Source organism: Exiguobacterium sp. s46, assembly GCF_018618875.1.
Taxonomy (GTDB): domain Bacteria; phylum Bacillota; class Bacilli; order Exiguobacteriales; family Exiguobacteriaceae; genus Exiguobacterium_A; species Exiguobacterium_A abrahamii.
Genome location: NZ_JACSMY010000001.1, coordinates 1443431 through 1467621 on the forward strand (window position 1 = coordinate 1443431; position 24191 = coordinate 1467621).

Here is a 24191-nt window from a genome sequence, read left to right on the forward strand (position 1 = left end):
CAATCGCTCTTCCTTAGTAGTGTACCCGATTCAATTTAAAAATACTATAAACGCCCCTGCGATTCGCAGAGGCGTTTATTCATCCATTATTTTGAGGATTTCCCACGTACATAATCGTTATCGAACAAGAAGAGTCGTAAAATCAAGTACAACGCCGGAATCAAGAGTAAGAGTCCGAAGATGAAGACAACGACGAGTGCGGAAGCCATTGTTTCGTTAACGACCGCTTTGTTGATATCGATATATGGATACAAGATGTATGGTAGGTGCGTATAACCGTAACCAAACCATGCCACTCCATACTGTAACATGACCGCGACGAAGGCAATTCCGTAATTCTTCTTCATGTAGACGAGTGTCACCGCAACGAGGAAGAAGATGAAACTAGCAGCGAACCACCACCAGTTCCCGTTTAAGATGTTCTCATAGTGCCATGCCGCTTGATTTTTCAATCCAAAGAAGACGAGTGCACAGACAAGAATCGTCGGACCACTCCAGAAGAGTGCCCATTTACGAATTAGCGGAGTAGCCCCTTCATCCTTCGCTTTATCTGCGTAGAACAAGAGGAACATCGCACTGATATAGAGGACGGATACGATAGCGAGTGCTACGACCGACCAAGAGTAAAAGTTCGTAAATAATTTTGTTCCTAAAAACTCGACTGTTTCATTCGTTTTACGAATGAAACCACCTTGACTGATCGTCAATGTCGTTGACATCGCCGCCGGAATCAATAGACCAGTTGCTCCATATAAGAACGTATAGAACATGCTGTCGTTTGATCCATAATTGGCAAATGCATAGAAGCTACCACGAATCGCAATCAATACGAGAACGATCGAGGCTGGCACGAGCAGTGCCGTACCGAAATAGTAAGCGGTATCCGGGAAGAACCCGACTAGTCCGACGAAGAAGAATACGAAGAAGACATTCGTTACCTCCCACACTGGTGAGAGATAACGAAGAATCAATCGATTCGTTAAATGATCCCGCTTCGTATATTTTGAATAAAAGGCGTAAAATCCAGCACCGAAGTCAATTGAGGCAACGATGAGATATCCGTACAGGAAAGTCCAGAGGACCGTAATTCCTAGTGTTTGAACGTCCAAATCGTTCCCTCCTTACTTGTTATCATCCACGAACATAGCTTCCCCACGTGCGTGGTGGTTTTCAGCAAGTTCTTGAAGTTCTTTTCCAACCGGGTTTTTCTTGAACATCCGTAATAATACGACTGTACAAATCGTACCGAGCATCAAGTACAAGGCACTGAATAGAATCAACATCGGACCGACGGCAGTTGATGTCGTCGCCGCATCTGCTGTCCGCATGATGCCGTAAAGTGTCCAAGGTTGGCGACCAATTTCAGCATACATCCAACCTGCTTCAATGGAAATCATCGCCAGAGGTCCACCGATGAAGACACCTCTTAAAATCCATTTGTTATAAGGATTTAATTTTTTCAAACGGAATGCCAAGATGAACAAGGCAGAGATGGCAGCCAAATACATACCAATCGAAACCATGATATCGAAGAAATAGTGAACGATCAGCGGTGCTTGATCTTCTTTTGCGAACTCATTTAGACCAATGACTTCTGTATCTGGAGCTCCACCCGCAAGGATCGAGAGTGCATATGGGATTTTGACGGCTCCCTTGATTTCATAACTGCCGTCTTCTTGCTGATCAAGTATCCCACCAAAGATCAATTCTGCTTCACTTGTCGTTTCAAAATGCCATTCAGCAGCCGCGAGTTTCTCTGGCTGATATTTCGCCAAGTATTTCCCTGAGAAGTCCCCGACAAGTGCAGTCGAGAAGGCAAAAATCAATCCAGCCATAACCGTTAAGCGAAGTGCTTTTTTGTGATACGCTGTTTCCGCTGCTGAGAGTGTTTTTTTGCGGAGTAAGTGGAACGCCGCGATTGCCGCCAAGATGAAGGCGACTGTCAAATAAGCCGATACGATGACGTGTGTTGCTTTTGTAGGTGTTGCTGTATTGAACATTGCTTTTAATGGTTCAATTTGCGTTAGCGTTCCGTTGACGATCTTAAATCCTTCTGGTGAGTTCATGAAGGAGTTGACCGTCGTAATGAAGAATGCTGATGCTGTCGCACCGATGACGACTGGAATCCCGATCAACCAGTGTAACCATGGGTTTTTGAATCGATCCCATGTATACAGGTAAATACCGAGGAAAATCGCTTCAAAGAAGAATGCGAATGTTTCCATGAACAGTGGTAATGCGATCGTTTGACCAGCCACTTGCATGAGTGACGGCCAAAGTAGTGATAATTGCAATCCGATGGCCGTCCCTGTCACGACACCGACTGCGACGGTAACGACGTATCCACGCGTCCACCGTCTTGCTAATAAAATATAATCCGGATCTTTGCGTTTCAGACCGATGAATTCAGCTGCGAGTACCATGAGCGGTACCCCGACACCAATCGTCGCGAATATAATGTGAAACGCTAATGTGAGCCCTGTCAACAATCGACTGAGCAATACGGGATCATTGAACATGTATATAGCCCCCTCTTCCTAAAACATACTTCTCTATATGGTCTATAACCGTATCATAGAGAACATAACCCTTTATGTCTGTTTATAATGTTTGATGTAACAAATTGTTCACATGTGCACGTGATTTTTTTCACAAAATGTTCGAAAACTCCTATTCTTACATATATAAAAAGCTTTCCCATTCTTGATTTCGAAAGGGAAAGCTTAATGTCCTTCATTATTTCATAAAACTTTTTAAACATATTCTCGGAAATAATGATCGAGTAAATCAATCACAAATGGAATCGCGGATTCATCCGGATTCAAGGTTGGTTGATGAAGTCCAGATGTCGGATTGTCGACTCCAAGCCAAAACATCATCCCTGGAATTTCCTTCAACATGAATCCGAAGTCTTCTCCTGTCATTGCTGCATCACATTCAATGTAGTTCGCATTCATCTTGACGAATGATGAAAATTTATCAACGATGTGTCGGTCATTGACGACCTCGTAATAACGATTTCCGAATTGCAGATCAATCTTGACGCCAAAGGAAGCTTCGATTCCTCGAATGATGTCACGAACGCGTCGTTCCAGTTTTTCCATGTCTTCCCCATTGAGCGCGCGCATCGTACCGTCAAGAACTGCTCTACCGGCGATGACGTTTTCCCGAATCCCGGCATCGACCTTTCCGATCGTGATGACGCTACAGTTCATCGGATTGATGGATCGGCTGACGATTGTTTGCAGTTGCATGATTAAGGCTGCTTGCGCGACGACCGTATCAATCGTCAAATGAGGAAAGGCCGCGTGACCACTTTGACCATAGATCGTGATATGGACTTCTCGAGCACTCGCGAACAAGACGCCGGGACGGCTTGCAATCGTACCGACTGGATACTCCGGTGCGACGTGAAGACCATACATCTCACTTGGACGATATTTTTCAAACAACGGACTTTTGATCATCGGTTCTGCCCCGCCCGGACCTTCTTCCGCTGGTTGGAATAAAAAGACGACATCATCCATGACCGGCAATTCAATGATTCGTTTCATCAATCCCAACGCAATCGACGTGTGCATATCGTGACCACAGGCATGCATGAAGCCTGGATGTTCCGAGCAAAACGGAAGACCTGTCGCTTCTTCAATCGGTAACCCATCAATATCTGCACGGTACCCAATTGTCCGATTTCCAGTCAATCCTTTCACTCGAACGAAAACTCCCGTTTCAAACGTGTCATACGTGACACGATCTGGTGGATAGGCACGAATTTGTTCCAATATAAAAGCTTGCGTCTTAAACTCCTTGAACCCTGGTTCTGGTATTTTATGAAGCGCGCGCCGCATTTCAATGGCGTATTCCATCTGACTGACTTCCTCCTTCTTCTTTTACGATATCCCAAAATGCTTGAACTTGTTTTAGTTCAAGCATCGATTCCGTAGACAAAATCCATGTATCTCGCTTTAATATTTTTCCAGACGATGTTTTTAACGGAAGCTGCATGACTTCATTTGATTGCTGAATCGTCGACTCGGGTAAAATCGCAAATCCAATTCCATGTAGAGCCATCTGCTTACATGTCTCGATTTGATCGACGACCAGCGTCCGAGATGGTGGACTTGCGAACCGATCTTGCCACCATTCTAAAATTTCTTGATAGTACGTTGAATCACTCTTGAACTGGATGAATGGTCGATCCGTCACGCGTAACTGTTCGATTGACGTCAACTCACTATCGACTAAATAGAGCGGATCCGAGAAAAGACGTTCTTTAACACCTTTCCAGTCCGGGTTTCCACGAATGATCCCGATATGAAAATGTTCCTCTAACATATGACGCATCATCTCACTGGACCATCCCGTGACAAGCTGAACACGGACATGCGGATAACGCTCAACGAATCGTTTTAAGACACGCGGGAGCCAATATTGCCCCATGATGGAAGCGACGGCAATCCGAAGCGTCCCATAAACGGCACCCTCTTCTGCTGTCAATTCACTTTTTAACTCAAGTTCCTTCCGATTCATCTCTTTTGCGAGACCGATTACTTTTTCTCCTTGTGGTGTGATGCTTAACCCACGCGATGAACGAATGAATAATTTTGTTCCCCAGCGTCTTTCAATCGCAACGAGACGTTGACTAAGCGCAGGTTGCGAGACGAATAATCGTTCAGCAGCGCGCCTCATATTCAATTCTTCCGATAAGGTGATCAACATTTCCATTTCCGACACTTGCAATGTGAGATTCGACTCCTCATGATATAAGATGGCATTAGTTTAACACGTTAGAAAGGACGATACATATGACACGCTATCATTTTATGTTCATCATCTCAACGATTGCAACGCTTGGCAGTCTCTATTTCAGTGAAATTCGCGGATTCATCCCCTGCCCTCTCTGTTGGTGGCAACGACTATTCATGTATACGACTGCCTTTTATTTGCTCATCTCGCTATTCCGGTCGAAAACGATCGATCCGCTCTTCGTTCGCCTGTATGTGCTTGCCGGCTTTGGTGTCGCCTTGTACCACGTCATCCTTGAGCGTTTACCTGATGGCGAAGCGTTATGTACAAGCGGCTGTCTCATCAAGTGGGTCAACTATTTTGGTTTCTTGACGATCCCGATGATGAGTCTCATTGCCTTCACATTACTTTTGATTCTAGCGTTCTATCCAGCACGTTCGAACAATGAAGCATAAGATGGGGCTGACTCAAAAGTCAGTCTCTACAAAGATAAGTGTGGCAGAATGATGATCTGCCATCCTTATCTCGTAACAAAAAGAATGACGCGTCTTTTCACGCCCTTTCCTCAGGCGAGACACAAGCCAGTTTTCCTGCTTCGTTGAAGCAGGAAAGCGGGTCTTGTTCGTCTCTGACAGCGCATAAATGCGCTTGTTCCTGTAGGAGTGGCGTGTGACGCGTCATTCTTTTTTTGAGTCAGCCCCCGTTTGACATCACGTCCAGCGATTGAAGACGCTCACGGCACTTGAGAACGCAAGCTCCGAGAGTTGTCCCGTACCTTCACACCAGTCCCCGACGAAAGCGACACCTGCATGATCCGGAATGTGAGTCGCAAGCGGCGTTTGCCCCATTTTCCATTTGATTTCTTGTACGACTGCTCGTTTGATCGTTCGTTCTGCGACGATACGTTGTCGCCAATCTGCAAAATGAGCGTCAAGCATCTGTTCGATTCCTGTTCGGACATGTCCAATATAATCAGGATCCTCAAGTCGATCGTGTTCAAGGTAGGCGATTGCTTGAAGAACTTGACCATCCTTCGGTGCAAGACTTGCATCATAATGCGATAAATCCGTGATGAACGCTCGATGCGAACGGTCGTAGATGTATGAATACGGTGTTTCGATATACGGATGAAGTCCAAGATCATACACGAATACTTCTACCGGTTCATGGCTCGCGTACGGTGTAACAAATCGCTGAATGTCAGTGGGAGTCGCCATTTTTAAGATTTCACGCGGTGGGACGGCAAAGATGATCCGTTCGACGTTCCATTCTTGTTTCTTTCGATCACGTACTAAGAATCCTGTCGTAGTCGATTCGACTGCTGTTATTTTTATTTTTTTCAGGATCTCTCCGTGGTTCTCTAGGATGATCCGTTCCAACTCCTGTACTAACCCTTGCCATCCACCTTCGATGTATGAGACAGGCTTGCGCGTCCGAAAAAGTTTTTGATAATACTCGAAATAGACGTCTGACGGAATTTTTTCGGGTTCTGCCGTAAAAAAGTTCGTTGATGCCAAATCAAGCATCAACTGTGCCACTTGTTCATCGACTCGTTCTGATTTTAACCACTGCCCGATCGATTGTTGCGGATCCCCTCGTTCGACTCGTAAAATCGTTTTAATGATTTCCCATGTGAAACGTACTTTGTTCGTTCCTTCGATGACTTCTGTTTTCAATAATCCCCAGGCATTCGCAGGAACTGCCGTCAAATGACCTGAAAACTCATATTTCGCACGACTCGCTGAGAAATCCAGCCACGTCACTTCGATACCGAGCTGTTTCGTTAGTTTGCGAAGAATCGATTGATCGCGTCCATAAATCGCATGAGCACCGTAATTAAACGTAAATCCTTTTACGGTTTGAGAGGTGGCACGTCCTCCAAGTAATCCCGCATCCCAAAGCGTGACCGGCGTTCCTTGTTTTGCGAATAATGCAGCTGCCGTCAAGCCGGATAACCCTCCACCTATGATCCCAATCGTCATACTCTCGCCTCCTCAATCATCGTTTCTCTTCTTTTCCCATAACAATTGAAGAAGAATCGAAGAACATGAAAAAAGACGTGATTTCACGATTGAAATCACGTCTCCTTATTTTGGATTAGGCTTTCCACCATTCATCGAGTGGTGAGACCGGCATATGATGCTTATGCACAACACGTTTATACTGCGTCTCTAACTTTTCTTGACTTGCTTCTGAAATCGTCTTTCCTTCCAAATAATCATCGATTTCTTCATATGTCATACCAAGTGCCACTTCGTCTGGTAGTGCCGGACGATTTTCTTCAAGATCTGCTGTCGGAACTTTTTCAATCAAGACTTCTGGTGCGTTCAAGTAACGTAAGAGTTGTTTCCCTTGCCGTTTATTCAGTCCTGTCAATGGCGTCAAATCACATGCACCATCACCATGTTTCGTGTAGAATCCCGTCACGAATTCAGCTGCATGATCCGTTCCAACGACTAAACAGCCATAATGAGCGGCTAAATCATATTGGCTTTTCATTCGCTCCCGCGCTTTCGTATTTCCTTTACTAAAGTCGGAAAGTTCTGCACCTGTCGCTTCTTTGAACGCCTGCATCGATGCTTCGACTGCTGGTTTAATGTTCACACGAAGCGAATGATCCGGTTGAATGAACGTCAAGGCTGTCTGTGCGTCTGCCTCATCTTGTTGTTCCCCGTAAGGCAAGCGGACCGCATAAAATGCGACATCTTTTCCCTCTTCTTTTCGTAACTCTTCAACTGCCAGTTGGCACAGACGACCGGCGAGCGAAGAATCTTGTCCCCCTGAGATGCCCAGTACGAATCCTTTTGCACTTGTATGCTTGAGATACGCCTTCAAGAAGGATACCCGCTCGTTTACTTCTTGTGCTGGGTCAATGACAGGCTTTACTCCTGTTACTTGGATGATTTCTTGTTGCATGAATCGCTTCACTCCTTCACATTATGTTGATCGTCATTTCGAATCAATCATTTGTTGGTCCGTCGTTTGTTTCGCACTTGCTCCTTTAAACTGACGGATTGTCGATACGCGAACTTCCGTGCTATCACCTAAAGAGGAGATCGGTAATTCAACTGTATACTGTTTCGTTTCACGTTTCGTGAACGTATCCTTTTCAATCGCTTGCGTGAATACTTGCTCTTTCTCAAAATCATACGTTACGTGTTGTTTCGCATCAATCAATTGAGCCTGAAAACGTTGTGAGGAAGGATACGTCACGTTCACACTGTGATCATTTGGATTCGTTAAAGAAATGTTTAATTGCATCATGTCGTCCTGCTTTGTCGTTTTGACTGCAATCTGAATCGGTTCGTTCGTGGTTGTTGTTGCCTGTTGTTTCTTTTCTTGGCAACCTGCTAAACAAACAGTAAGCAGTAGCAGAATGAAAACGAGACGTTTCATCTCATCCCTCCTTTTATCTTTATCAATTTTATCATAAAAAAAAAGCGAGAGAGGATTCTCCTCTCTCGCACGTTTATTCACTTATGCTACAGGTAAAGTCGATGGATTCATCTTGAATGAAAACAATTGCTCTAATCCTGTCGCAAAAAGTTCGTCACAAATATCCTCTGCCGCGTTTGCTGGTGCGACTAATGTAATCGTACGACTGTCGATTGTTTCGATCGTTACATATACCCCTGTTTTTGTCCGTTCCTTGTATCCTACTGCTAAATCAGTTTCAGCGAAAAGTAACATATCCCCGATTCTCCCCTTTTCTCATTCATAATGCCCAGCCAAGAGATGACCTACATGATTCGAATTCGTTATTGTAGATTAACTGTACCAAAGGGCAGGAAAAAGAAGAAAATTGTCATTCGACATTTCATTTCAAAACAATATTTCAATTTCATCAGGGATATTTTGGAATGCTTGATTTAGTTGTTAGATGCAAGCGTTTTAATAAGCATTTCCAACACATTTCATTTCGATTTCAAAAAGATGACAACATAATTTTGATTATTTTACCAGCGTTTTTAGACAACAGGGAAAATATACCTATACAATCAGTGACTCATTTTGTCGAATGATTCTCTCAAGCAATTATTTTTTAAGTTCTTATGAACTTTCATCTATCATTCGATTCATTTGCTGCCAAACCGTTCCTAGTGCTTCTTCCCCACTTTCGATCCGCGTTAATGCGAGTTCGGCTTGTAGAGCCACTTCATATTCCCGGTCTCGGATGGCTTCACGCAGTCTTGGAATTGATTGTTCCGTTCCGACATCAAACAGGAAGCGAGCAGCTCGCCAGCGTACTAATTTATTTTTATCCGCTAACGCTTCCATCATCATTGGTTCAGCTTCTGGCATCGCCCAATCTGAAATCGTATCGCCTGCTGTCCGGCGAACGATCCCTGACGGATCATGCAGTGCACTCGTCAAATACTCTAACAGTTCTTCTCGGTGATCTTCGAACATCCCAAGCTTTACAATCGCTTGACGCCGAATTTGCATCTTCTCATCCTGTAACAGGCGAGCATAAGCTGGAACCCACTCCATCTCAACAGGTAGTTCATCGAGCGCCGCGAATCGTTCTTTCCAATCGGATGATTGAATCGCTTGACCGCTAAACGTAATATCCTCTCCTGCTGCGAGCGACTTGAGACGTTCGATACGTTCGACTGGATAGGCAATCTCAATCTCACTCGCTACTTCACGCAAACTTTCGTCAAGGTCACCGTATCGAGGTGCTTGTTCCACCCAACGTCGATCGCTAATGACATTCTGAACGAATGGTTGAACGAATAGCGCTGCTTCTCGGAAACGTTCCGACAGCCCTTCTCGTTTTTCTTCTAATCCTTTTACACCTTTGATTTGCATCGGTACGCCTAAAATGAACTGCACGAATAGATGGACAGGCTCATACTCAGCATCTGTCTCGTGCTGTTCAACGTCATTCAACGTTTCACCGAACGCACGTCGTATATCGATGACAAGCGAGCGCCAATCATACTTCGGATAACGCTCGATCGATAAAAAGTCACTGACCTGATAAACGAACTTAACGCCAGGTATTTCAAGTAATCGCTGAATGTGTTCCGGTGCGCCAAAGGCATGCTCGAATGTCTGCCCTTTTTCCGAAAAGACCTCATCAACGATGACTTTCATGTTATTTGGACTTGGTGTTGGTTCAATCGCTACGATTTTCATGTGTATCCCCTCCACTTCTATCATTTCAGATATCTTATCTGAAATGCAAAGCAAATGCCCTACAGACGTGACTGTAGGGCAAAAACTTACTTGAATGCCTCTTCGATGATTGCAACGAAAGCATCCGGTGTCTCAAGCATCCCCATGTGTCCACTGTCTGTTGACCGATGTATGAGATGATCATTCTTTGGTGCAAATGCACTTTCCTCTGAAATCAGTTGATCTTTCGTGCCGTGAATGATGACACCCTTCACGTTTGACCTCGTCAAGACCTTCGTCATATCTCGCCGATCTCGCATCGCAGAGAGCGCACGAATGGCTCCTTCGACCGTCATCATGTATCCAATCTCAAGTGCTTCAGCGACAGCGAACTCATCTGCCCCTTCAGCGAATAAGGATGGAACAAGACCATTGACGAATTCTCTGACACCGACTTCTTCAACGCGTGTGATGTTTTGATTTCGTTTTTGTTTCGCTTGTTCATCATCTGCTTTAGCTGTCGAATACACAAGACCGTATCCACTGATTTGATCCGCATACCCTTCAACGATTGCAGCTGTGATGTATCCACCAAAGGAATGTCCGATGATGATCGGCTTGTCGATACCACGTCGATCAAGTTCATGCATGACCCATTCTGCAAAGCCTTCAATCGTATCCGGACCAACGTCGAGTCCCTCATGTCCTGGTAAACTTAGTAGTAAGACATCAAAGGAATGTCGTAAATTTGCTTCTACCCGATTAAAATAATCTGTTCCTCCTGTAAATCCATGCAGGAGTACAAGTGTCTGTTTTTCCATTGACTACCTCATCCCTTCCATTCAGATGCGAGCATACGGTACATCGTTAAATCCATGAAACGCCCATGACTGTATGCATAATCTTCTAGTAATCCTTCTGCTTTGAATCCTAATTTTTGAACCAATGCGTTAGAAGCGAGGTTTTCAGGTGCGACGAGGGCGCTGATTCGATGGAGAGCAAATTCTTCAAAACCATATGTCAGAACAGCTCTTGCCGCTTCTGAAGCGACACCACGTTGCCAATAGTCTTGACTAACTTCAAAACCAATTTCAGCCCGATGGTATTGGGACAGCCAGTTATGAAAACCGATAGTACCGATCAATTGATTCGTTTGTGCATCAGCAATTGCCCAGCGAATCGCTTTACCTTGCGTGAACTGTTCTTTAAAGTAACTGATGACATTTTTAGCTTCATAGACCGTCACGAGCGGATCTGATCCGTAATAGTACATGACTTTATCGTCCGATAGGATTTTAAACAATTCGCGTGCGTCACGGTTTTCGAGCTCACGTAATATGAAGCGCTCGGTCCGCAATTCCGGGAAAGGCTTTCGCAAGCCCCACATGCTCCATCACCTCTCTTTATGCTTCTCTATGTAGTATGCCCGTTTTCAGAAGTAAATATCCTTTCAGGCAATTCGAAGTTTTGCTACTATTAAATTATGAAGTAGTTAGTCATGGAAAGGAAGCGAAGTGGTATGTCGAGTGCGTTACTTTACTTATATGAGGACGAGGAAAATCAACGATTAACGATGTCAGGAGTACATTTCTCTGATTTCGCTGCAGCCGTCGATTTGAAACGTCCTTTACTCATTTCAGGAAGTGATTTCAAACAGACGAAACAATCGTTTCGAACGATGCTTCATTACATCGAATCGCATGAGATCCAACAGTTTTCACAATCAACGGATGTCCAGCGTCATCCTTTGACTGCTATTGATATTCGATCTTCCCATTCGCTCGATGTATTGACGGATGTCGAAATCGCAGAATTATTATTTTTAATGCATATGAAACGAGGGACACCTCTTCCTTTCCTTGACTCGATCGAGAATGAACTGGTCTATTTTAGCGAACACGATGGGCTTCATGCTTCTGTTTACTTGAAGGATTGGTCACGAGTAGAACAACTTATCTCCGATCTCGTACAACGGAAATTTCGTCAGCACGCACGATCCGTCGCCTCGATCGCCTTAACAGCTGAAATCATGATTCATATCCGTCATCTCCTCAAAGAAGGAGTATTGATTAATTTCGAAAGTGCAAAACGGTCTGTTTTCTCAAGAAATATCACGATTCCCGTATATGTAGCAGGACGCTACGAAGATATGAGCGTATTACATGAAGATTTTGAAGCGGAGAAAGAATCGATCCTTCGACGAGGAACGCTTGTTTGTCGCAAAAAGAAATGGAGTTTTGAGTTAGATTGACCTTTAGCATCTTTTTCTTTTAGAAAAGGATGCTTTTGTTCTATTTGAATTTTACATGACGATTCCCTCTCAAAAGGTATTCCTATCCATATGACAATATTGTTAAAAAATTTTTCGAATTTTCACATAAAATAAGACTAGCATCTTGTGAAGACTTCGCTATAATGAGGATAACCTTTTCAAGATAGAAGTTAGCCCCGGTTTTTTATAGGGATAGTACTGGAATCAGCAGAAGGAGGAATTCAATATGGATCAGTTAAAAGTGAACGGAATTGGCTCATTCACGAAATTTGCGACAAATGGGAACATCCTGAAATTAAAGGATGCGACACTCGGTGAAGTGAAATTGTCGCTGAATGAGGCGAGTTCAATGACCATCGCCCCTGTCGATGAAGAAAATGGACTTTTCATCATTAAAGGGCAACAGCAGGAATCGCTTGTTGAACTGACGTTACCACGTCAATCCTGTGAGGTCGTTCACGCTTGGCTCCTCCATAAATTGAAACGTCACAAAAAAACGCGCTCGATTGCAACGAGCTGATGTATAACGTATAACGTCTTGGGTAGAGACCTCATCTCTCCTCAAGGCGTTATTTGTTTTCAAAAATTCGGTGGTGAATTTTCAGAAAATATTGTTTTATTAATTTCTTCATGTTATCCTTAGAAAAATTCAAACAGGAGGTTTTAAACATGACACACGCAACGCTCATCCAAAAACGACTGATTGTGATTAAGAGTAGGGACTGAAGATTCATTTCTCGTTTGAGAAAATGAAGATCCAGGCCCTTTTCGTCATTTCGACAAGGCGTCTGAGCAAACGACGCCTATCCACAAACTTAGTGGATGAGGCTTTTTTTATGAAATTAGGATGAATGGAGGACAACACATGTTTAAGACAAAAGATACATTTGCTTTAGGATTTATGATTTTTGCTTTATTTTTCGGTGCGGGTAACCTAATCTTCCCACCGGAACTCGGTGCGCTTGCGGGTTCACAGTTCCTTCCTGCCATCCTTGGTTTTATCGTAACGGGTGTCGGTCTTCCTTTGCTCGGCTTACTTGCAGTTGCCTCTATCGGGGGTGGCATCAAAACACTTGCTTCACCACTCCCTCGTTTTGTAGGTGCTGCCTTGACGTTCGCACTCTATGTTGCGATCGGTCCCTTTTTCGGAATTCCGCGAACATCGGTTGTCACGTATGAGCTCGGAGTCGTACCATTTCTTGGTGCTCCCTCACAAATGACGTTGATCATCTCATCGAGTCTCTTTTTCCTTGCCACACTTTATCTTGTACTACGACCAGGAAAATTACTTGAGATCATCGGGCGTTTCATCACACCATTATTACTGATTGCTCTTGCTGCATTAAGCATCAGTAGCATCATTTCGCCACTTTCGGGTGTCGCTTCACCAAACGAAGCGTATGAGACGACTGGACAGGCATTCATTCAAGGTTTCCTTCAAGGATACTTAACGCTTGATGCACTCGGCGCCTTGGTATTTGGTGTCGTCGTACTGCATACATTGAAAAGCCGAGGCGTTCATGAACGAAAAGCACAATTTAAAGTCGTCACTCGTGCCGGAATTATCGCTGCCACTGCTTTGACTCTCGTCTATGTCGGACTTGGAATGATCGGACGTAACACATTTGCCGCCATCGGAAAAGTTGATGGTCCAGCACTTCTTCAGCATTATGCAAATACTGCCTTCGGCTCAATCGGTTTAGCTGTACTTGGTCTTGCGATCTTGCTTGCATGTTTGACGACATCAGTTGGTCTCGTCACCGCATTTGCAGAATATATGATGACGATTTCCAACCGTGTATCTTTAAAAGTGGCAAGTATCTTCACGACTGCTCTTGGTCTTACGGTATCGATCGTCGGATTGCAGACATTGCTATCCATCGCCGTTCCGGTATTGATGTTCCTTTATCCAATCGTCATCGTCTTGATCGCTTTGACATTCATGCGTCATCTGTTCCGTCGTAAGTCGGTTGTTTATCAATCAACTCTTGGTGTAACGATTTTCTTCTCATTCTGTAGTGCGTTGAATCAACTTTCGCTTTTCCCGGGAAATCTTAAAACGTTCTATCAATCCTTGCCTTTAGTGGATCAAAGTTTAGAATGGTTATTCCCAACACTCATCGCCTTCGGTATCAGTTCATGGTTTGGACACGTTTCCAGTGCTTCTATCACACAAAAACGCGCTAGCTAGTGATTCCGCTTTCATCGCTATGGTATGATGAACAAAATGGTTCTATTAATGGAGGCGTCATATACATGGATAAGATTGCTTGGATTACCGACAGCATGGCTTTTTTTGAGCCAGGAGAGGCTGAAAAAATCGGAGTCCATGTGATACCGACTTTACTCATCTTAAACGGAGAGTCTTACCGGGAGTATGTCGATATCTCGATTGAACAGCTTGATCAAAAAATGCGAGAAGATGCTCACGCTTCACCGACGACTTCTCAACCATCATTCGGTGATTTCGTAACCTTGTATGAACAATTGCTTGAAGATGGGTATGATTATGGGTATGCGATTCATATCACGAGTGGACTGAGCGGCACATATTCGAGTTCTGTCGCTGCAGCTGAAGCCGTCGGTTTCCCCTTATACGCGATTGATTCGTATACAGGTGCTGCGAATCAGCAAGAACTTGTCCGGATCGCACAACGACTCGTTGCTGCTGGTAAAGGTCCAGATGAAGTCATGTCTACGCTTGAGACATTCAAACACAAATCGCATTTTTATCTGATCATCGGAAATATGGAGACGATGCGACGGAGCGGACGTGTCTCAGGAAGTCAATTTTTACTAGCAAACATGCTCAATATTAAACCAATCGCTCAATTTAATGAGGAAGGACGACTTGTCCCATTTAAAAAAGTCCGTTCCATCAAAAAAGCTTTTAAAGAAATGGTCAGTGAAATTTCATCAAAAGTCAGTGCTCATGGTGTATATGATCGGACTCTTTATGTCAGTCATACGCTCGCTCATGCCGCTGCTGAAGAATTACGGCGCTTGATTTCTACAGAACATCCGGAGCTTCAAGTACGCATTACCCAATTTGGTCCTTCCATCTTGGCACATGCTGGCGCTGAGACGGTCGGTGTGTACTGGTTCGATGAGATTCCTTTACCAACAACTTGACATCTTGCACGAAACGATGAAAACCGGACGGTCTGCTTGAGACCGTCCGGTTTTTTCATGTCGTTTCATACTTACGAAATAGTTCTTCTAATAATACGGCTTCGTCCGTCGTCCGTTGAATCGGCTCATGCGGAAGCGTGATTACACTGGATAACGTCTCAGAAGGATATACATCAATCGAAACTTGTTCCATTTCGATGAGATACTCAAGGATGGAATCAAGTGATGTCTCCTTATTGAATTGACGAAGCCAATTTTCATATCGACGATCCACTTTTCCTTCTTTAAGCAAAATCTTTCCACCGTCAATGATCGCCCACTTCGGTGGCGCATCGATTTGAAAGAGTTCCAACTGCTGGTACTCTTCCATCGTTCGTTTCGTCACCGGAACAACACCGTTAATCGATACTAACCGTTTTAATCTAAGATGCGCTCGCATCGTTATGAAACGAGGTCGCCCAGCGACTCGCTCGACAAGCAACGTCGGCTTGTCGATGGAGCGCATCGTCTCTTCATCAAATAATAAACTATGATCAACATCTAACAGTAACATCAAGCCACTCCTTTTTTTCTACGGGAGACGATGAATGCATAGGAGCTACATAAAAGAATCGCGGCAAAACAATATCCACCGATGACATCTGAGAAATAGTGAACGTTTAAAATGATTCGAGAAGCTCCCATGGCGAGGAATAATCCAATCGTCACGATCGATACAAGTACCTTCCCACCTGTTTTCAAATGACGAAACGCAACGACGAGAAATCCGGTATAGACGGCAAAAGCCATCGCTGAGTGACCACTCGGAAAACTGTATCCTACGCCACCAACCAATTCATTTAAGGAGGGGCGCTCTCGGACAAAGGCGAACTTAACGACTTGATTCAATACACCTACTGATATTGCCATGATCACATACCAGATGCTTGCAATGCGATCTCGCCACAAAACATAACTCAGTATTCCAAGTAACACCGTCATCGTCATCGCCCCTGGACCTGATCCGAGTTGAGTGAACCAAGAAACGTAATCCCCTGGGACGTATTGCGACATATGTGACGATAATTGAGCATCAAATAAAAAATAGCCTGTTGTCCGAATGGAGACAGCGATGATCACAAATAAGACGACAGCAATGGATGCACCAATCCACGCCGCTCTTGCACCCCGCATCAGTATGTCCCCTTACGTTCTTCTAATTCTTCTGCTGAATAGTCTTCCTTATCTCGCAAACGATGCGCTAGTCGTCCGGATGCATTTGCTGCGATGGCCGCGACGATATCATCCATGAACGTATTGACTTTTCCGTCCCCAAGTTTCGTATCGAGTTCTTTGATGATACCGACCTTTGCTTTATCCAAATAGCCAAACGTCGTAACCGCAATCGAACCATACGTGTTGACGGCACCAATCGCAATCGTCTCATCTACGCCAAATAGCCCTTCATCGCTTTGGATGATGGACAGCAGAGGTTCTGATAATAACCCTTTTTCCGCCAGGATGTCTAGTTCTGCTCCGACGAGAATCGCATGTTGTAATTCACGTTTTTCAAGAACACGTTCTACTGAACTGACACATGTTTCAATTGTCAGATCCACCGTGTAGGGAGCCTGCATTTGGTACACGATCTCAGCGATCGCATGAATCGTCACCCCTCGTTCGTGTAACTTATCGATAGCTGCCTGTTTGACCTCTTTTGAATGTGTTTTCTTCATGACTATATCCACCTCTCCAACAAAGTACTTCATTAGTATACACGGATTCTGAACCTCCTCTCAAACTTCTTTGACATCGACGCCAGAATCCGTCATGATTATTTTGTAAAGCGTTATCATTTCAGGGGAAAGTAGGGGATTTTCGATGAACATCGGGGTTGTATTGTTTCCATCGAAACGCGTTCAAGATTTTGCCAATTCATACCGAAAGAGATATGACTCGAAGTATTCACTGATCACACCTCATATCACGCTACGGGAGCGAACAGAGGTCGATGAGTCAGAACTTGATCGAATCGTTAGTGAATTAAATCAGATTGCATCTGAAACTAAGCCAGTTAATCTACACATTCAAGGAGCTCGTTCGTTCCATCCGACGAACAATGTATTGTTCCTTAAAGTAATGCCGACGGATGAGTTAGAACAATTACATCGCGCTTTGCATACGGGACCACTCGAACATAAGCCGAAATACGATTTCTTGCCACATATCACAATCGGTCAAGAACTGTCGGATGTCGAACTGTTCGATGTACTAGAACGTCTCAAGATGGAAGATATCCGTTTCCAAGAGGACGTCACGAAAATGGCTTTATTGTATGAACTGGAGAACGGTGCTTGGAGTGTCTATGAGACATTCCGCTTCACAGGTCAATGAATGATTAAACTTCCCGGTCGAAGCTTCGACCGGGAAGTTTTAGTTCTGGTAATACACCGTATGCATTTGCCTGTTCTTCTAAAAAGTCGTCTGCTTCGTGTTCGCGGTAAGGATCAGTTGGGCGAATTGGTTGAACTCGAGCGACTGGTTCAGTCTTTAGCTGTGGATCGACACGTACTTGACGATTGACATATTGTACGACTGTAAAATCGATTGCGTTCATCCTCTGCACTTCCTCTCTCCTTCTAATGACACTTATATTTGATAGTTCCCCGATCGAGCACAAAAAAAACCAAGCCTCCCGCATGGGAAAGCCCGGCTTAATCGATCGTTTATTAAAGAATGTGGAATCCGCTATCGACGTGAAGGATTTCTCCTGTCACCCCACTCGACATTTGTGAAAGCAAGAACAGTCCACTTTGACCAATTTGTTCCGTCGTCACGTTACGATGAAGTGGCGCTCGTTCTTCGATGCTATCAAGAATCGAATTGAAATCGCCGACACCTTTTGCGGATACTGTCCGAATTGGGCCAGCTGAGATCGCATTGACACGAACGCCTTGCTGACCGTATTCAGCAGCGAGATAACGAACGCTTGCATCTAATGCGGCTTTCGCAACACCCATGACGTTGTAGTTCGGAACCATCTTCTCACCACCGAGGTACGTCAACGTGATGACGGATGCATCTTCCGTAAAGAAATCTTTCGCCGCCTTGACGACTGCTGTTAAGCTGTAAGCTGAGATATCAAGTGCTTGCGCGAACTGTTCACGCGTTACCCCAGAAAATTCGCCACGAAGCGCTTCTTTATCCGCGAATGCGATCGAGTGAGCGATCCCTGAAATCTTACCGTGGTCCGCATGAATCGTTTGGAAGACCTGTTCAATCTCTTCGTCACTCGTGACATCACACGTATAATAAGAAGCCGGTCGTGATAATTCTTGTCCTAATTTTTCAAGTGGTGCCTTGAAACGCTCCCCGACATATGTAAATGCCAGGCTTGCTCCAGCAGCGTCGAGCGCACGTGCGATACCCCATGCAATCGAACGTTGGTTAATGACGCCCATGACGACGTACGTCTTGCCTTCGAGTGAAGGATAAATATTCATGATAAAGTCCCCCTTGAATTAGTACCTGGTAATAAAACCTATCTTCAGGTTACAAAAACGTAACGCTTCTGTCAACCATCGCTCTTGATATTGCGGATTTGATAAATTACGGTAATATAGAAAGAGATAGAAAGTAGGGATGAAATGAATCGATTCAAATCATTTACACAACGTTATGATCATACGTTGCTTTTTTTACTCGCCTGTCTGATGGTCATCAGTATCATCGCCATCTATACAGCACAACCTTCGCTTAAAGGTGCGATCAGTGCCATTAACTTCTCTGCCAAACAAATTCAATGGTATGTCATCGGCTTCATGGCGTTATCGGTCGTCATTTTCATCGATTATGAACAGTTGAAGCGATTCCACTGGTTTTTATATGGAGCAGGTATCGTATCGTTAATCGGTCTTGTCATTTTCCGTGGTACACCAATCGTCACTGAAATCAAAGGGGCATACGGTTGGTATCAATTCCCCGTTATCGGTACGGTTCAACCGGCTGAGTTCATGAAGTTCTTTTTGATCGTTACGCTCGCTGCCGTCATTACCGAGCACAATGCGCGTTATGTTCAACATGAAAGAGATCTCTTGTTACTTATCAAGTTAGTCGCGGTTACAGCCTTGCCGCTCGGTCTTATCATCATTCAGCCCGATTTAGGGATCGGTTTGATTCTATGCGTCATCTTAGCATGTGCGATGTTATTATCAGGACTGAATTGGAAATGGCTTTTGACGATGTTCGGTCTGTTCGCAGGAGCTGTCATCATCTTCTTTTACCTGTTCTTTTTCCAAAATGATTTACTCGCAACCTTTTTCCCAGGTCACGCGATGAACCGGATCATGGCTTGGTTGCAACCGTTCGAATATGCGGATGATTTGTCGTACCAGCTCGTCCAAGCAATCAACGCGACAGGTTCAGGTCAAATGTTCGGCGTTGGATACGGGAAACTGCAAGTGTTCGTTCCGGAATTGCATACAGACTTCATCTTCACGACGATTGCCTCACACTACGGTTTCATCGGAGCTGCCATCGTCTTGATCGTCTTGTTCCTGTTCGTCTATCGGTTGATCCAGATTGCTCTCGAGACAGCGGATCCATTTGGTACCTATATCGTGACAGGATATGTCGCGATGTTTACGTTCCAAATCTTCCAAAACATCGGGATGACGATTGGTGTCTTACCGATCACAGGTCTTCCCCTACCGTTCATCAGTTATGGGGGATCAACGATGATCGTAAACCTCGTCGGTCTAGGATTGATCATGGCAATCGCCTCTCAATCTCGGATTTCCATGTTTGATGAAGACTAAACACAAATAAAAGGCAGTGGACCAAGTCCATTGCCTTTTATTTGTGCACTTTATCATTCCAGTCGGAGATCCTCAGGAAGTGGTGCTTCAAAACGAACCCGTTCTCCCGTCGCAGGATGAAGGAACGTTGCTGACGCACTATGAAGCGCCTGACGCGGAAGTAACGGGTTCCCTTGATACATCGTATCGCCAATCAAAGGATGCCCAAGAAAAGCAAGATGGACACGAATTTGGTGTGTCCGACCTGTCTCTAGTCGGATATCGAGTAATGAGATTTCTTGGTCAAAGGCTCGAACTAGACGGCTATTTAAGATATGCGTAATGGCTCGTTGACCATCTGGTCGTACCATCCGTTCCATGAAGGAATGATCGGTTTGACCAATCGGTTGATCAATTGTTTGTACCGGTACGTTTCCGGGTGCATACGCTAAATAATGTCGTTCTAATTCATTGGATCGTTGCATGAGACTCATCCGGTGATGGGCAAGCCCATGTTTCGCGAACAAGACAAGACCACTCGTATCACGATCGAGCCGATTAACGATATGGATTGCATACGGAATTCCTTGTTTTCGGTAATAACCAAGGACATAGTTCGATAATGAGCGTTCTGGATGCAGTCGAGACGGAATCGATGCCATGCCCGGCGGTTTATTGACGACGAGCAACCAATCATCTTCAAACAAAATATCAAGTTCCCCTTCTGTCGCCACCATATCCGGTGCTGGTGTCTCTTCCGGGAAGAAGACATGGACATGATCACCCGCGTGTAAGACGTCGTGGACGTTAACATGGTGACCATTACGCGTGATATCCCCATGATTTTTAATCGATACTAACATTTTTCGCGAAATCCCTAAGCGGGTCGTACAAAAATGACTGACACGCCAGCCATCCTCGTTGTCAGTCACCATCTGTTGTAGCTGAAATCCATTCATGTTTCCATTTCCTTTACTTTAACGTCTTTCGTCTGCCAGGAAAGATTCCCGCACCCGTTGCCAGAACGGGAAAGAACGAAAACGAGCAAATTTCACTTTTTTATCAGAGACCCGGCATCGAATCGATGTCACGTTTTGATGAATGATTGAAGCATAGTGGTCATAGGTCATCTGAAAATCAATCGGATTAACGGGACGAATTTCGACATCATGATGTTTCGGTAACAACATCGGTGAGCCGATCGTCCGGTAAACACGATTGTTGATGGAAGCCATCTCTGTAATTTGAATTGCTTCGAGCGCCGGGTGAACGATCGCTCCGCCGAGTGCCTTATTGTAAGCTGTCGAACCAGACGGTGTTGATACACACAACCCGTCCCCTCGGAATGTTTCGAAGTAGTCGCCTCGAATCGATAAATCGCAAACGAGCGTCTGATTAAAACTTTTAATCGTACATTCATTCAAGGCAAGCAGTTGGTTGTGTGAACCGTCCGCATAATCAATCGAGAGTTCAAGCAACGGGTATTGAACCGTCGCTAAATCCTGCTTCGCGATATGATCAATCAGTTCATCCATTTCTTCAGGGCGCCAATCCGCATAAAAACCAAGATGCCCCGTATGAATCCCAACAAGCGTAATTGTCTCTACTTGATCGAGATACGAATGAAACGCCTGTAACATCGTTCCGTCTCCACCGATCGAGACGACGATTTCCGGCTGGCTGACATCAAGAATACATCCCCGATCCGTCAATGCCTGCTCGAGTTGCTGTTTCAGCGCATGAGATCGCTCATCATCACGAGCCGTGATTGCAAAATGCATGGTCATCCCCCTACTCTTTTAATCGTTCAGACGCCTTAGCGTCGCGTTGAAAGACGAGTTGTGCATCTTGGATTTCTACTTTCAGCTGGCTCATCTCCGCATCAAGCAAAAATGCTGCCTCTGCTGCACGACGCAGACGCTCACGCGTCTCTTCCGGAATATTTCCTTGGTACTTATAATTCAACGAGTGTTCAATCGTTGCCCAGAAGTTCATCGCAAGCGTTCGAATTTGGATCTCGACTAACGTCGGAACTTCACCTTCGATCGTCTGTACCGGATAGGCAATGATGACGTGATACGATCGATAGCCACTATCCTTTTTTTGCGTAATGTAGTTTCGTTCTTCGACGATTTTAAAATCTCCGCGCGAGCGCAACAGCTCAAGGACATGAATGATATCATCGACGAATTGACACATGATACGTAATCCGGCGATATCCTGCATATCTTGTTCTAATGACTCGCGCGCAATTGCTTTTCGTTCCGCTTTTTGAAGAATGCTCTTTACAGGTTTGACCCGTCCTGTGACAAATTCAATCGGTGAATGTTCTCCCCGTTGCTGAAATTGTTTACGAATCGCTTTTAGCTTAACTTTCAACTCATCGACCGCGATTTGATACGGCGCAAGAAATAAATCCCAATTTTCTTTTGTCATCTGATTTGTCACCACTTTTAATCGAATAGTATTGGTTCACTGCCTGTTCCTACCTCATTCATGTTATCATATTTTCAGACATTCAACTAGAAAGGCGTGATTCCGATTAGACAAGAATTGGAAATCGAATTTAAGAACTTATTGTCTGAACAAGAATATCTATCGTTATTTACCCATTATGCGTCAACAAAACAACCCATTTGGCAAGCAAATGATTATTTTGATACTCCTGATTTTGAACTTCGAAAAAAAGGTGCTGCTTTACGGATTCGTGAGAAAAAACAAGGGCTCGTACTGACTTTAAAACAACCTCATGAGGAGGGGTTGCTTGAAACGCATGTTACGTTATCATCAACTGAAGCAGAAGATCTATTCAAATACGGTCTAATTCATTCCGAAGAGATGAACGAACAGCTAAAGTCATTTGATTTACAGGGATCTTTAGAACATTTAGGTCGATTAGAGACAGAACGAATCGAAACCGTGCTCCCGGAAGGATTGCTTGTCCTTGATAAAAGTCGCTATCTCGGACATACCGATTATGAGTTAGAGTTTGAGGTCAGTAACTTCGAACAAGGGCAAAAGGATTTCGAGCGAATTCTTTCAGAACACGACATTCCACAACGCAAAACAAAAAATAAAATCGTTCGCTTTATGGAACGTAAAGCGCTTTCTTGATTTTTCGTGTAGAAATGAACAAGCAAAACCTTTGCTCTTTCTTTTTTTTCGTTGCTAAAATAGGGTAACGATAACAACAGGAAGGGGTGAACGGATGGAACACGCACAATGTAACGGATCTTATTGTTCATTGGACGAACCATCGATTCAACAACCGACGAAACCTCTGGAAATCTATCATTTTCTAGATGTGACACAAACGGATGGTTTACGGTTGATACCCGTTCTCAAGAAGTTAGAACTAGAATATGGCCATCTGTTCCGTCTTCGGACGATTGCAACGATTCCATGTGCTCCATCACGATCCGCATGCGACATGTCACCACTCGTCATTCTAAAAGCAATTGAGCTTCAAGGAAAAACGTTTGGTATGCGATTCATGCGACGCCTTCGAATGCTTCATAACGTCGAAGGAGAAAGTGCTTATAGTCGACCATCATTGATGCGGCTAGCAGAGGCATTAACGGAGTATGGTTTGGATTTAGATGAGTTCCATCGTGATGTCTCGTCGGATACGATTCAGCAAATGCTCGAGAAAGAAACCGAACTAGTCACCGAATGGGATGTTCGGATTCTTCCAACACTCGCTTTCGTTGGAGACGAAGAAGCGATCAAAGCAGAAGGACCTTATGAGTATTTGGTGTATGTCTCGATCTTAAGTGAATTGCTAGATCATACGATCGAAAAACAACCGAAGCCACCACTCGAACAATTCTTGAGACGGTATGAAACAGCAACAACGGCTGAAATCGCCTTTATTTATGACGCTCCTGAATCCCAGATTGAACACGAATTAAAAAAATTGGTCTTGCAACAAAAATGTGCTTCTCTATCGTACTGTGATGGAAAAGTATGGCGTCATTTAAAAGATTCGGCACATGCATGATAAAAACAACAAAAAGGACAGTGAAGCACGCTTCACTGTCCTTTTTGTGTTCAATCATAGATAAAAGAAAAAGTCCCTCATGACGAGAAGGACTTTTTCTTTTGACCATTGGATGGGGGAAAAAGAGAATCGACTGGGGAATGTG

Annotated in this window: 28 protein-coding genes; 9 read left to right on the forward strand and 19 right to left on the reverse strand. The window is 44.3% G+C overall.

Annotation, left to right across the window (positions count from 1 at the left end):
* Positions 1-86: 86 nt before the first annotated feature.
* The 4 genes from KNQ08_RS07665 to KNQ08_RS07680 form a co-directional block, all read right to left on the reverse strand.
* Positions 87-1109 carry a cytochrome d ubiquinol oxidase subunit II gene (locus KNQ08_RS07665; RefSeq protein ID WP_023468858.1) on the reverse strand — a complete coding sequence of 341 codons (1023 nt, stop codon included), beginning with the start codon at positions 1107-1109 and terminating at the stop codon, positions 87-89.
* A 12-nt stretch (positions 1110-1121) separates the two neighbouring features.
* Positions 1122-2519: a cytochrome ubiquinol oxidase subunit I gene (locus tag KNQ08_RS07670; RefSeq protein ID WP_023468859.1), complete on the reverse strand. Its 1398-nt coding sequence runs from the start codon at positions 2517-2519 to the stop codon at positions 1122-1124.
* 234 nt (positions 2520-2753) lie between these two features.
* Positions 2754-3866, reverse strand: a complete 1113-nt coding sequence (locus tag KNQ08_RS07675) for an N-acetyldiaminopimelate deacetylase (protein WP_023468860.1) — start codon at positions 3864-3866, stop codon at positions 2754-2756.
* Positions 3850-4740, reverse strand: coding sequence for a transcriptional regulator CcpC (locus tag KNQ08_RS07680; protein WP_029342184.1), 891 nt, complete (start codon positions 4738-4740; stop codon positions 3850-3852). Before KNQ08_RS07680 ends, KNQ08_RS07675 begins: the two co-directional genes overlap by 17 nt.
* Before the next feature lie 65 nt (positions 4741-4805).
* On the opposite strand from KNQ08_RS07680, the gene KNQ08_RS07685 reads away from it, so the two are divergent.
* Positions 4806-5201 carry a disulfide bond formation protein B gene (locus tag KNQ08_RS07685; RefSeq protein WP_023468862.1) on the forward strand — a complete coding sequence of 132 codons (396 nt, stop codon included), beginning with the start codon at positions 4806-4808 and terminating at the stop codon, positions 5199-5201.
* A gap of 255 nt (positions 5202-5456) precedes the next feature.
* On the opposite strand, the gene KNQ08_RS07690 is transcribed toward KNQ08_RS07685, so the two are convergent.
* From KNQ08_RS07690 to KNQ08_RS07720, 7 genes are all read right to left on the reverse strand, one after another.
* Complete coding sequence (locus KNQ08_RS07690; RefSeq protein ID WP_214805200.1) at positions 5457-6728, reverse strand: FAD-dependent oxidoreductase; 1272 nt, start codon at positions 6726-6728, stop codon at positions 5457-5459.
* Positions 6729-6843: 115 nt separating this feature from the next.
* Positions 6844-7662 carry an ammonia-dependent NAD(+) synthetase gene (gene nadE / locus KNQ08_RS07695; RefSeq protein WP_214805202.1) on the reverse strand — a complete coding sequence of 273 codons (819 nt, stop codon included), beginning with the start codon at positions 7660-7662 and terminating at the stop codon, positions 6844-6846.
* A gap of 33 nt (positions 7663-7695) precedes the next feature.
* Entirely contained in the window at positions 7696-8142 is a 447-nt protein-coding gene (locus tag KNQ08_RS07700) for a BsuPI-related putative proteinase inhibitor (protein ID WP_149427640.1), read from the reverse strand.
* An 81-nt stretch (positions 8143-8223) separates the two neighbouring features.
* Positions 8224-8436, reverse strand: coding sequence for a hypothetical protein (locus tag KNQ08_RS07705; protein ID WP_023468866.1), 213 nt, complete (start codon positions 8434-8436; stop codon positions 8224-8226).
* Between the two features lie 360 nt (positions 8437-8796).
* Positions 8797-9888 (reverse strand): conserved virulence factor C family protein, encoded by a 1092-nt coding sequence (locus KNQ08_RS07710; RefSeq protein WP_214770943.1) that lies wholly within the window; start codon positions 9886-9888, stop codon positions 8797-8799.
* An 86-nt stretch (positions 9889-9974) separates the two neighbouring features.
* Positions 9975-10688 (reverse strand): alpha/beta fold hydrolase, encoded by a 714-nt coding sequence (locus KNQ08_RS07715; protein ID WP_214770944.1) that lies wholly within the window; start codon positions 10686-10688, stop codon positions 9975-9977.
* 8 nt (positions 10689-10696) lie between these two features.
* Positions 10697-11254, reverse strand: a complete 558-nt coding sequence (locus KNQ08_RS07720; RefSeq protein WP_023468869.1) for a GNAT family N-acetyltransferase — start codon at positions 11252-11254, stop codon at positions 10697-10699.
* 111 nt (positions 11255-11365) lie between these two features.
* On the opposite strand from KNQ08_RS07720, the gene KNQ08_RS07725 reads away from it, so the two are divergent.
* From KNQ08_RS07725 to KNQ08_RS07740, 4 genes are all read left to right on the forward strand, one after another.
* Entirely contained in the window at positions 11366-12118 is a 753-nt protein-coding gene (locus KNQ08_RS07725; RefSeq protein WP_251133634.1) for a hypothetical protein, read from the forward strand.
* Between the two features lie 247 nt (positions 12119-12365).
* Positions 12366-12659 (forward strand): hypothetical protein, encoded by a 294-nt coding sequence (locus tag KNQ08_RS07730; protein WP_050677561.1) that lies wholly within the window; start codon positions 12366-12368, stop codon positions 12657-12659.
* A 345-nt stretch (positions 12660-13004) separates the two neighbouring features.
* Entirely contained in the window at positions 13005-14330 is a 1326-nt protein-coding gene (gene brnQ / locus KNQ08_RS07735; RefSeq protein WP_214805204.1) for a branched-chain amino acid transport system II carrier protein, read from the forward strand.
* A 65-nt stretch (positions 14331-14395) separates the two neighbouring features.
* A complete protein-coding gene (locus KNQ08_RS07740; protein WP_214805206.1) occupies positions 14396-15271 on the forward strand; it encodes a DegV family protein in 876 nt (291 codons plus the stop codon).
* Positions 15272-15326: 55 nt separating this feature from the next.
* Here the strand turns inward: KNQ08_RS07740 and KNQ08_RS07745 are convergent, their stop codons facing one another.
* The 3 genes from KNQ08_RS07745 to KNQ08_RS07755 are packed head-to-tail and all read right to left on the reverse strand — an operon-like array spanning position 15327 to position 16986.
* Positions 15327-15824, reverse strand: a complete 498-nt coding sequence (locus KNQ08_RS07745) for a hypothetical protein (RefSeq protein ID WP_214805208.1) — start codon at positions 15822-15824, stop codon at positions 15327-15329.
* Positions 15824-16444, reverse strand: coding sequence for a phosphatase PAP2 family protein (locus tag KNQ08_RS07750; protein ID WP_214805210.1), 621 nt, complete (start codon positions 16442-16444; stop codon positions 15824-15826). The genes KNQ08_RS07745 and KNQ08_RS07750 overlap by 1 nt, the downstream gene beginning before the upstream one ends.
* Positions 16444-16986: a phosphatidylglycerophosphatase A family protein gene (locus KNQ08_RS07755; protein WP_034786059.1), complete on the reverse strand. Its 543-nt coding sequence runs from the start codon at positions 16984-16986 to the stop codon at positions 16444-16446. Before KNQ08_RS07755 ends, KNQ08_RS07750 begins: the two co-directional genes overlap by 1 nt.
* A gap of 145 nt (positions 16987-17131) precedes the next feature.
* Here KNQ08_RS07755 and KNQ08_RS07760 point away from each other — a divergent pair, with 145 nt between their 5' ends.
* Positions 17132-17644: a YjcG family protein gene (locus tag KNQ08_RS07760; RefSeq protein WP_149427648.1), complete on the forward strand. Its 513-nt coding sequence runs from the start codon at positions 17132-17134 to the stop codon at positions 17642-17644.
* Positions 17645-17648: 4 nt separating this feature from the next.
* Here KNQ08_RS07760 and KNQ08_RS07765 read toward each other — a convergent pair whose 3' ends face one another.
* Both KNQ08_RS07765 and fabI read right to left on the reverse strand, forming a co-directional pair.
* Positions 17649-17867 carry a hypothetical protein gene (locus tag KNQ08_RS07765; RefSeq protein ID WP_023468878.1) on the reverse strand — a complete coding sequence of 73 codons (219 nt, stop codon included), beginning with the start codon at positions 17865-17867 and terminating at the stop codon, positions 17649-17651.
* A gap of 112 nt (positions 17868-17979) precedes the next feature.
* A complete protein-coding gene (gene fabI / locus KNQ08_RS07770) occupies positions 17980-18753 on the reverse strand; it encodes an enoyl-ACP reductase FabI (protein WP_029342212.1) in 774 nt (257 codons plus the stop codon).
* Positions 18754-18897: 144 nt separating this feature from the next.
* On the opposite strand from fabI, the gene KNQ08_RS07775 reads away from it, so the two are divergent.
* Entirely contained in the window at positions 18898-20067 is a 1170-nt protein-coding gene (locus KNQ08_RS07775; RefSeq protein WP_029342211.1) for an FtsW/RodA/SpoVE family cell cycle protein, read from the forward strand.
* 53 nt (positions 20068-20120) lie between these two features.
* Here KNQ08_RS07775 and KNQ08_RS07780 read toward each other — a convergent pair whose 3' ends face one another.
* The 3 genes from KNQ08_RS07780 to yjbM are packed head-to-tail and all read right to left on the reverse strand — an operon-like array spanning position 20121 to position 22482.
* On the reverse strand, positions 20121-21005 hold the full coding sequence (locus tag KNQ08_RS07780) for an RluA family pseudouridine synthase (protein ID WP_214805212.1): 885 nt from the start codon (positions 21003-21005) through the stop codon (positions 20121-20123).
* Between the two features lie 18 nt (positions 21006-21023).
* Complete coding sequence (locus KNQ08_RS07785) at positions 21024-21827, reverse strand: NAD kinase (RefSeq protein ID WP_149427650.1); 804 nt, start codon at positions 21825-21827, stop codon at positions 21024-21026.
* 10 nt (positions 21828-21837) lie between these two features.
* Positions 21838-22482, reverse strand: a complete 645-nt coding sequence (gene yjbM, locus KNQ08_RS07790; protein WP_035396676.1) for a GTP diphosphokinase — start codon at positions 22480-22482, stop codon at positions 21838-21840.
* Between the two features lie 117 nt (positions 22483-22599).
* On the opposite strand from yjbM, the gene KNQ08_RS07795 reads away from it, so the two are divergent.
* Positions 22600-23160 carry a CYTH domain-containing protein gene (locus tag KNQ08_RS07795; RefSeq protein ID WP_149428148.1) on the forward strand — a complete coding sequence of 187 codons (561 nt, stop codon included), beginning with the start codon at positions 22600-22602 and terminating at the stop codon, positions 23158-23160.
* A 94-nt stretch (positions 23161-23254) separates the two neighbouring features.
* Entirely contained in the window at positions 23255-24046 is a 792-nt protein-coding gene (locus KNQ08_RS07800) for a DsbA family protein (protein ID WP_050677567.1), read from the forward strand.
* Positions 24047-24191 lie beyond the last annotated feature (145 nt).

Bases quoted from the DNA above. Each gene is read 5' to 3' on its own strand.
- nadE (WP_214805202.1), bottom strand. From the start codon at position 7,662: ATGCAACAAGAAATCATCCAAGTAACAGGAGTAAAGCCTGTCATTGAC.
- KNQ08_RS07755 (WP_034786059.1), bottom strand. From the start codon at position 16,986: ATGAAGAAAACACATTCAAAAGAGGTCAAACAGGCAGCTATCGATAAG.
- KNQ08_RS07705 (WP_023468866.1), bottom strand. From the start codon at position 8,436: ATGTTACTTTTCGCTGAAACTGATTTAGCAGTAGGATACAAGGAACGG.
- fabI (WP_029342212.1), bottom strand. From the start codon at position 18,753: ATGAATATTTATCCTTCACTCGAAGGCAAGACGTACGTCGTCATGGGC.
- KNQ08_RS07800 (WP_050677567.1), top strand. From the start codon at position 23,255: ATGGAACACGCACAATGTAACGGATCTTATTGTTCATTGGACGAACCA.
- KNQ08_RS07765 (WP_023468878.1), bottom strand. From the start codon at position 17,867: ATGAACGCAATCGATTTTACAGTCGTACAATATGTCAATCGTCAAGTA.
- KNQ08_RS07715 (WP_214770944.1), bottom strand. From the start codon at position 10,688: ATGGAAAAACAGACACTTGTACTCCTGCATGGATTTACAGGAGGAACA.
- KNQ08_RS07675 (WP_023468860.1), bottom strand. From the start codon at position 3,866: ATGGAATACGCCATTGAAATGCGGCGCGCGCTTCATAAAATACCAGAA.
- KNQ08_RS07690 (WP_214805200.1), bottom strand. From the start codon at position 6,728: ATGACGATTGGGATCATAGGTGGAGGGTTATCCGGCTTGACGGCAGCT.
- brnQ (WP_214805204.1), top strand. From the start codon at position 13,005: ATGTTTAAGACAAAAGATACATTTGCTTTAGGATTTATGATTTTTGCT.
- KNQ08_RS07685 (WP_023468862.1), top strand. From the start codon at position 4,806: ATGACACGCTATCATTTTATGTTCATCATCTCAACGATTGCAACGCTT.
- KNQ08_RS07670 (WP_023468859.1), bottom strand. From the start codon at position 2,519: ATGTTCAATGATCCCGTATTGCTCAGTCGATTGTTGACAGGGCTCACA.
- KNQ08_RS07750 (WP_214805210.1), bottom strand. From the start codon at position 16,444: ATGCGGGGTGCAAGAGCGGCGTGGATTGGTGCATCCATTGCTGTCGTC.
- KNQ08_RS07785 (WP_149427650.1), bottom strand. From the start codon at position 21,827: ATGCATTTTGCAATCACGGCTCGTGATGATGAGCGATCTCATGCGCTG.
- KNQ08_RS07760 (WP_149427648.1), top strand. From the start codon at position 17,132: ATGAACATCGGGGTTGTATTGTTTCCATCGAAACGCGTTCAAGATTTT.
- KNQ08_RS07730 (WP_050677561.1), top strand. From the start codon at position 12,366: ATGGATCAGTTAAAAGTGAACGGAATTGGCTCATTCACGAAATTTGCG.
- yjbM (WP_035396676.1), bottom strand. From the start codon at position 22,482: ATGACAAAAGAAAATTGGGATTTATTTCTTGCGCCGTATCAAATCGCG.
- KNQ08_RS07700 (WP_149427640.1), bottom strand. From the start codon at position 8,142: ATGAAACGTCTCGTTTTCATTCTGCTACTGCTTACTGTTTGTTTAGCA.
- KNQ08_RS07745 (WP_214805208.1), bottom strand. From the start codon at position 15,824: ATGTTACTGTTAGATGTTGATCATAGTTTATTATTTGATGAAGAGACG.
- KNQ08_RS07720 (WP_023468869.1), bottom strand. From the start codon at position 11,254: ATGTGGGGCTTGCGAAAGCCTTTCCCGGAATTGCGGACCGAGCGCTTC.
- KNQ08_RS07780 (WP_214805212.1), bottom strand. From the start codon at position 21,005: ATGAATGGATTTCAGCTACAACAGATGGTGACTGACAACGAGGATGGC.
- KNQ08_RS07740 (WP_214805206.1), top strand. From the start codon at position 14,396: ATGGATAAGATTGCTTGGATTACCGACAGCATGGCTTTTTTTGAGCCA.
- KNQ08_RS07710 (WP_214770943.1), bottom strand. From the start codon at position 9,888: ATGAAAATCGTAGCGATTGAACCAACACCAAGTCCAAATAACATGAAA.
- KNQ08_RS07725 (WP_251133634.1), top strand. From the start codon at position 11,366: ATGGAAAGGAAGCGAAGTGGTATGTCGAGTGCGTTACTTTACTTATAT.
- KNQ08_RS07775 (WP_029342211.1), top strand. From the start codon at position 18,898: ATGAATCGATTCAAATCATTTACACAACGTTATGATCATACGTTGCTT.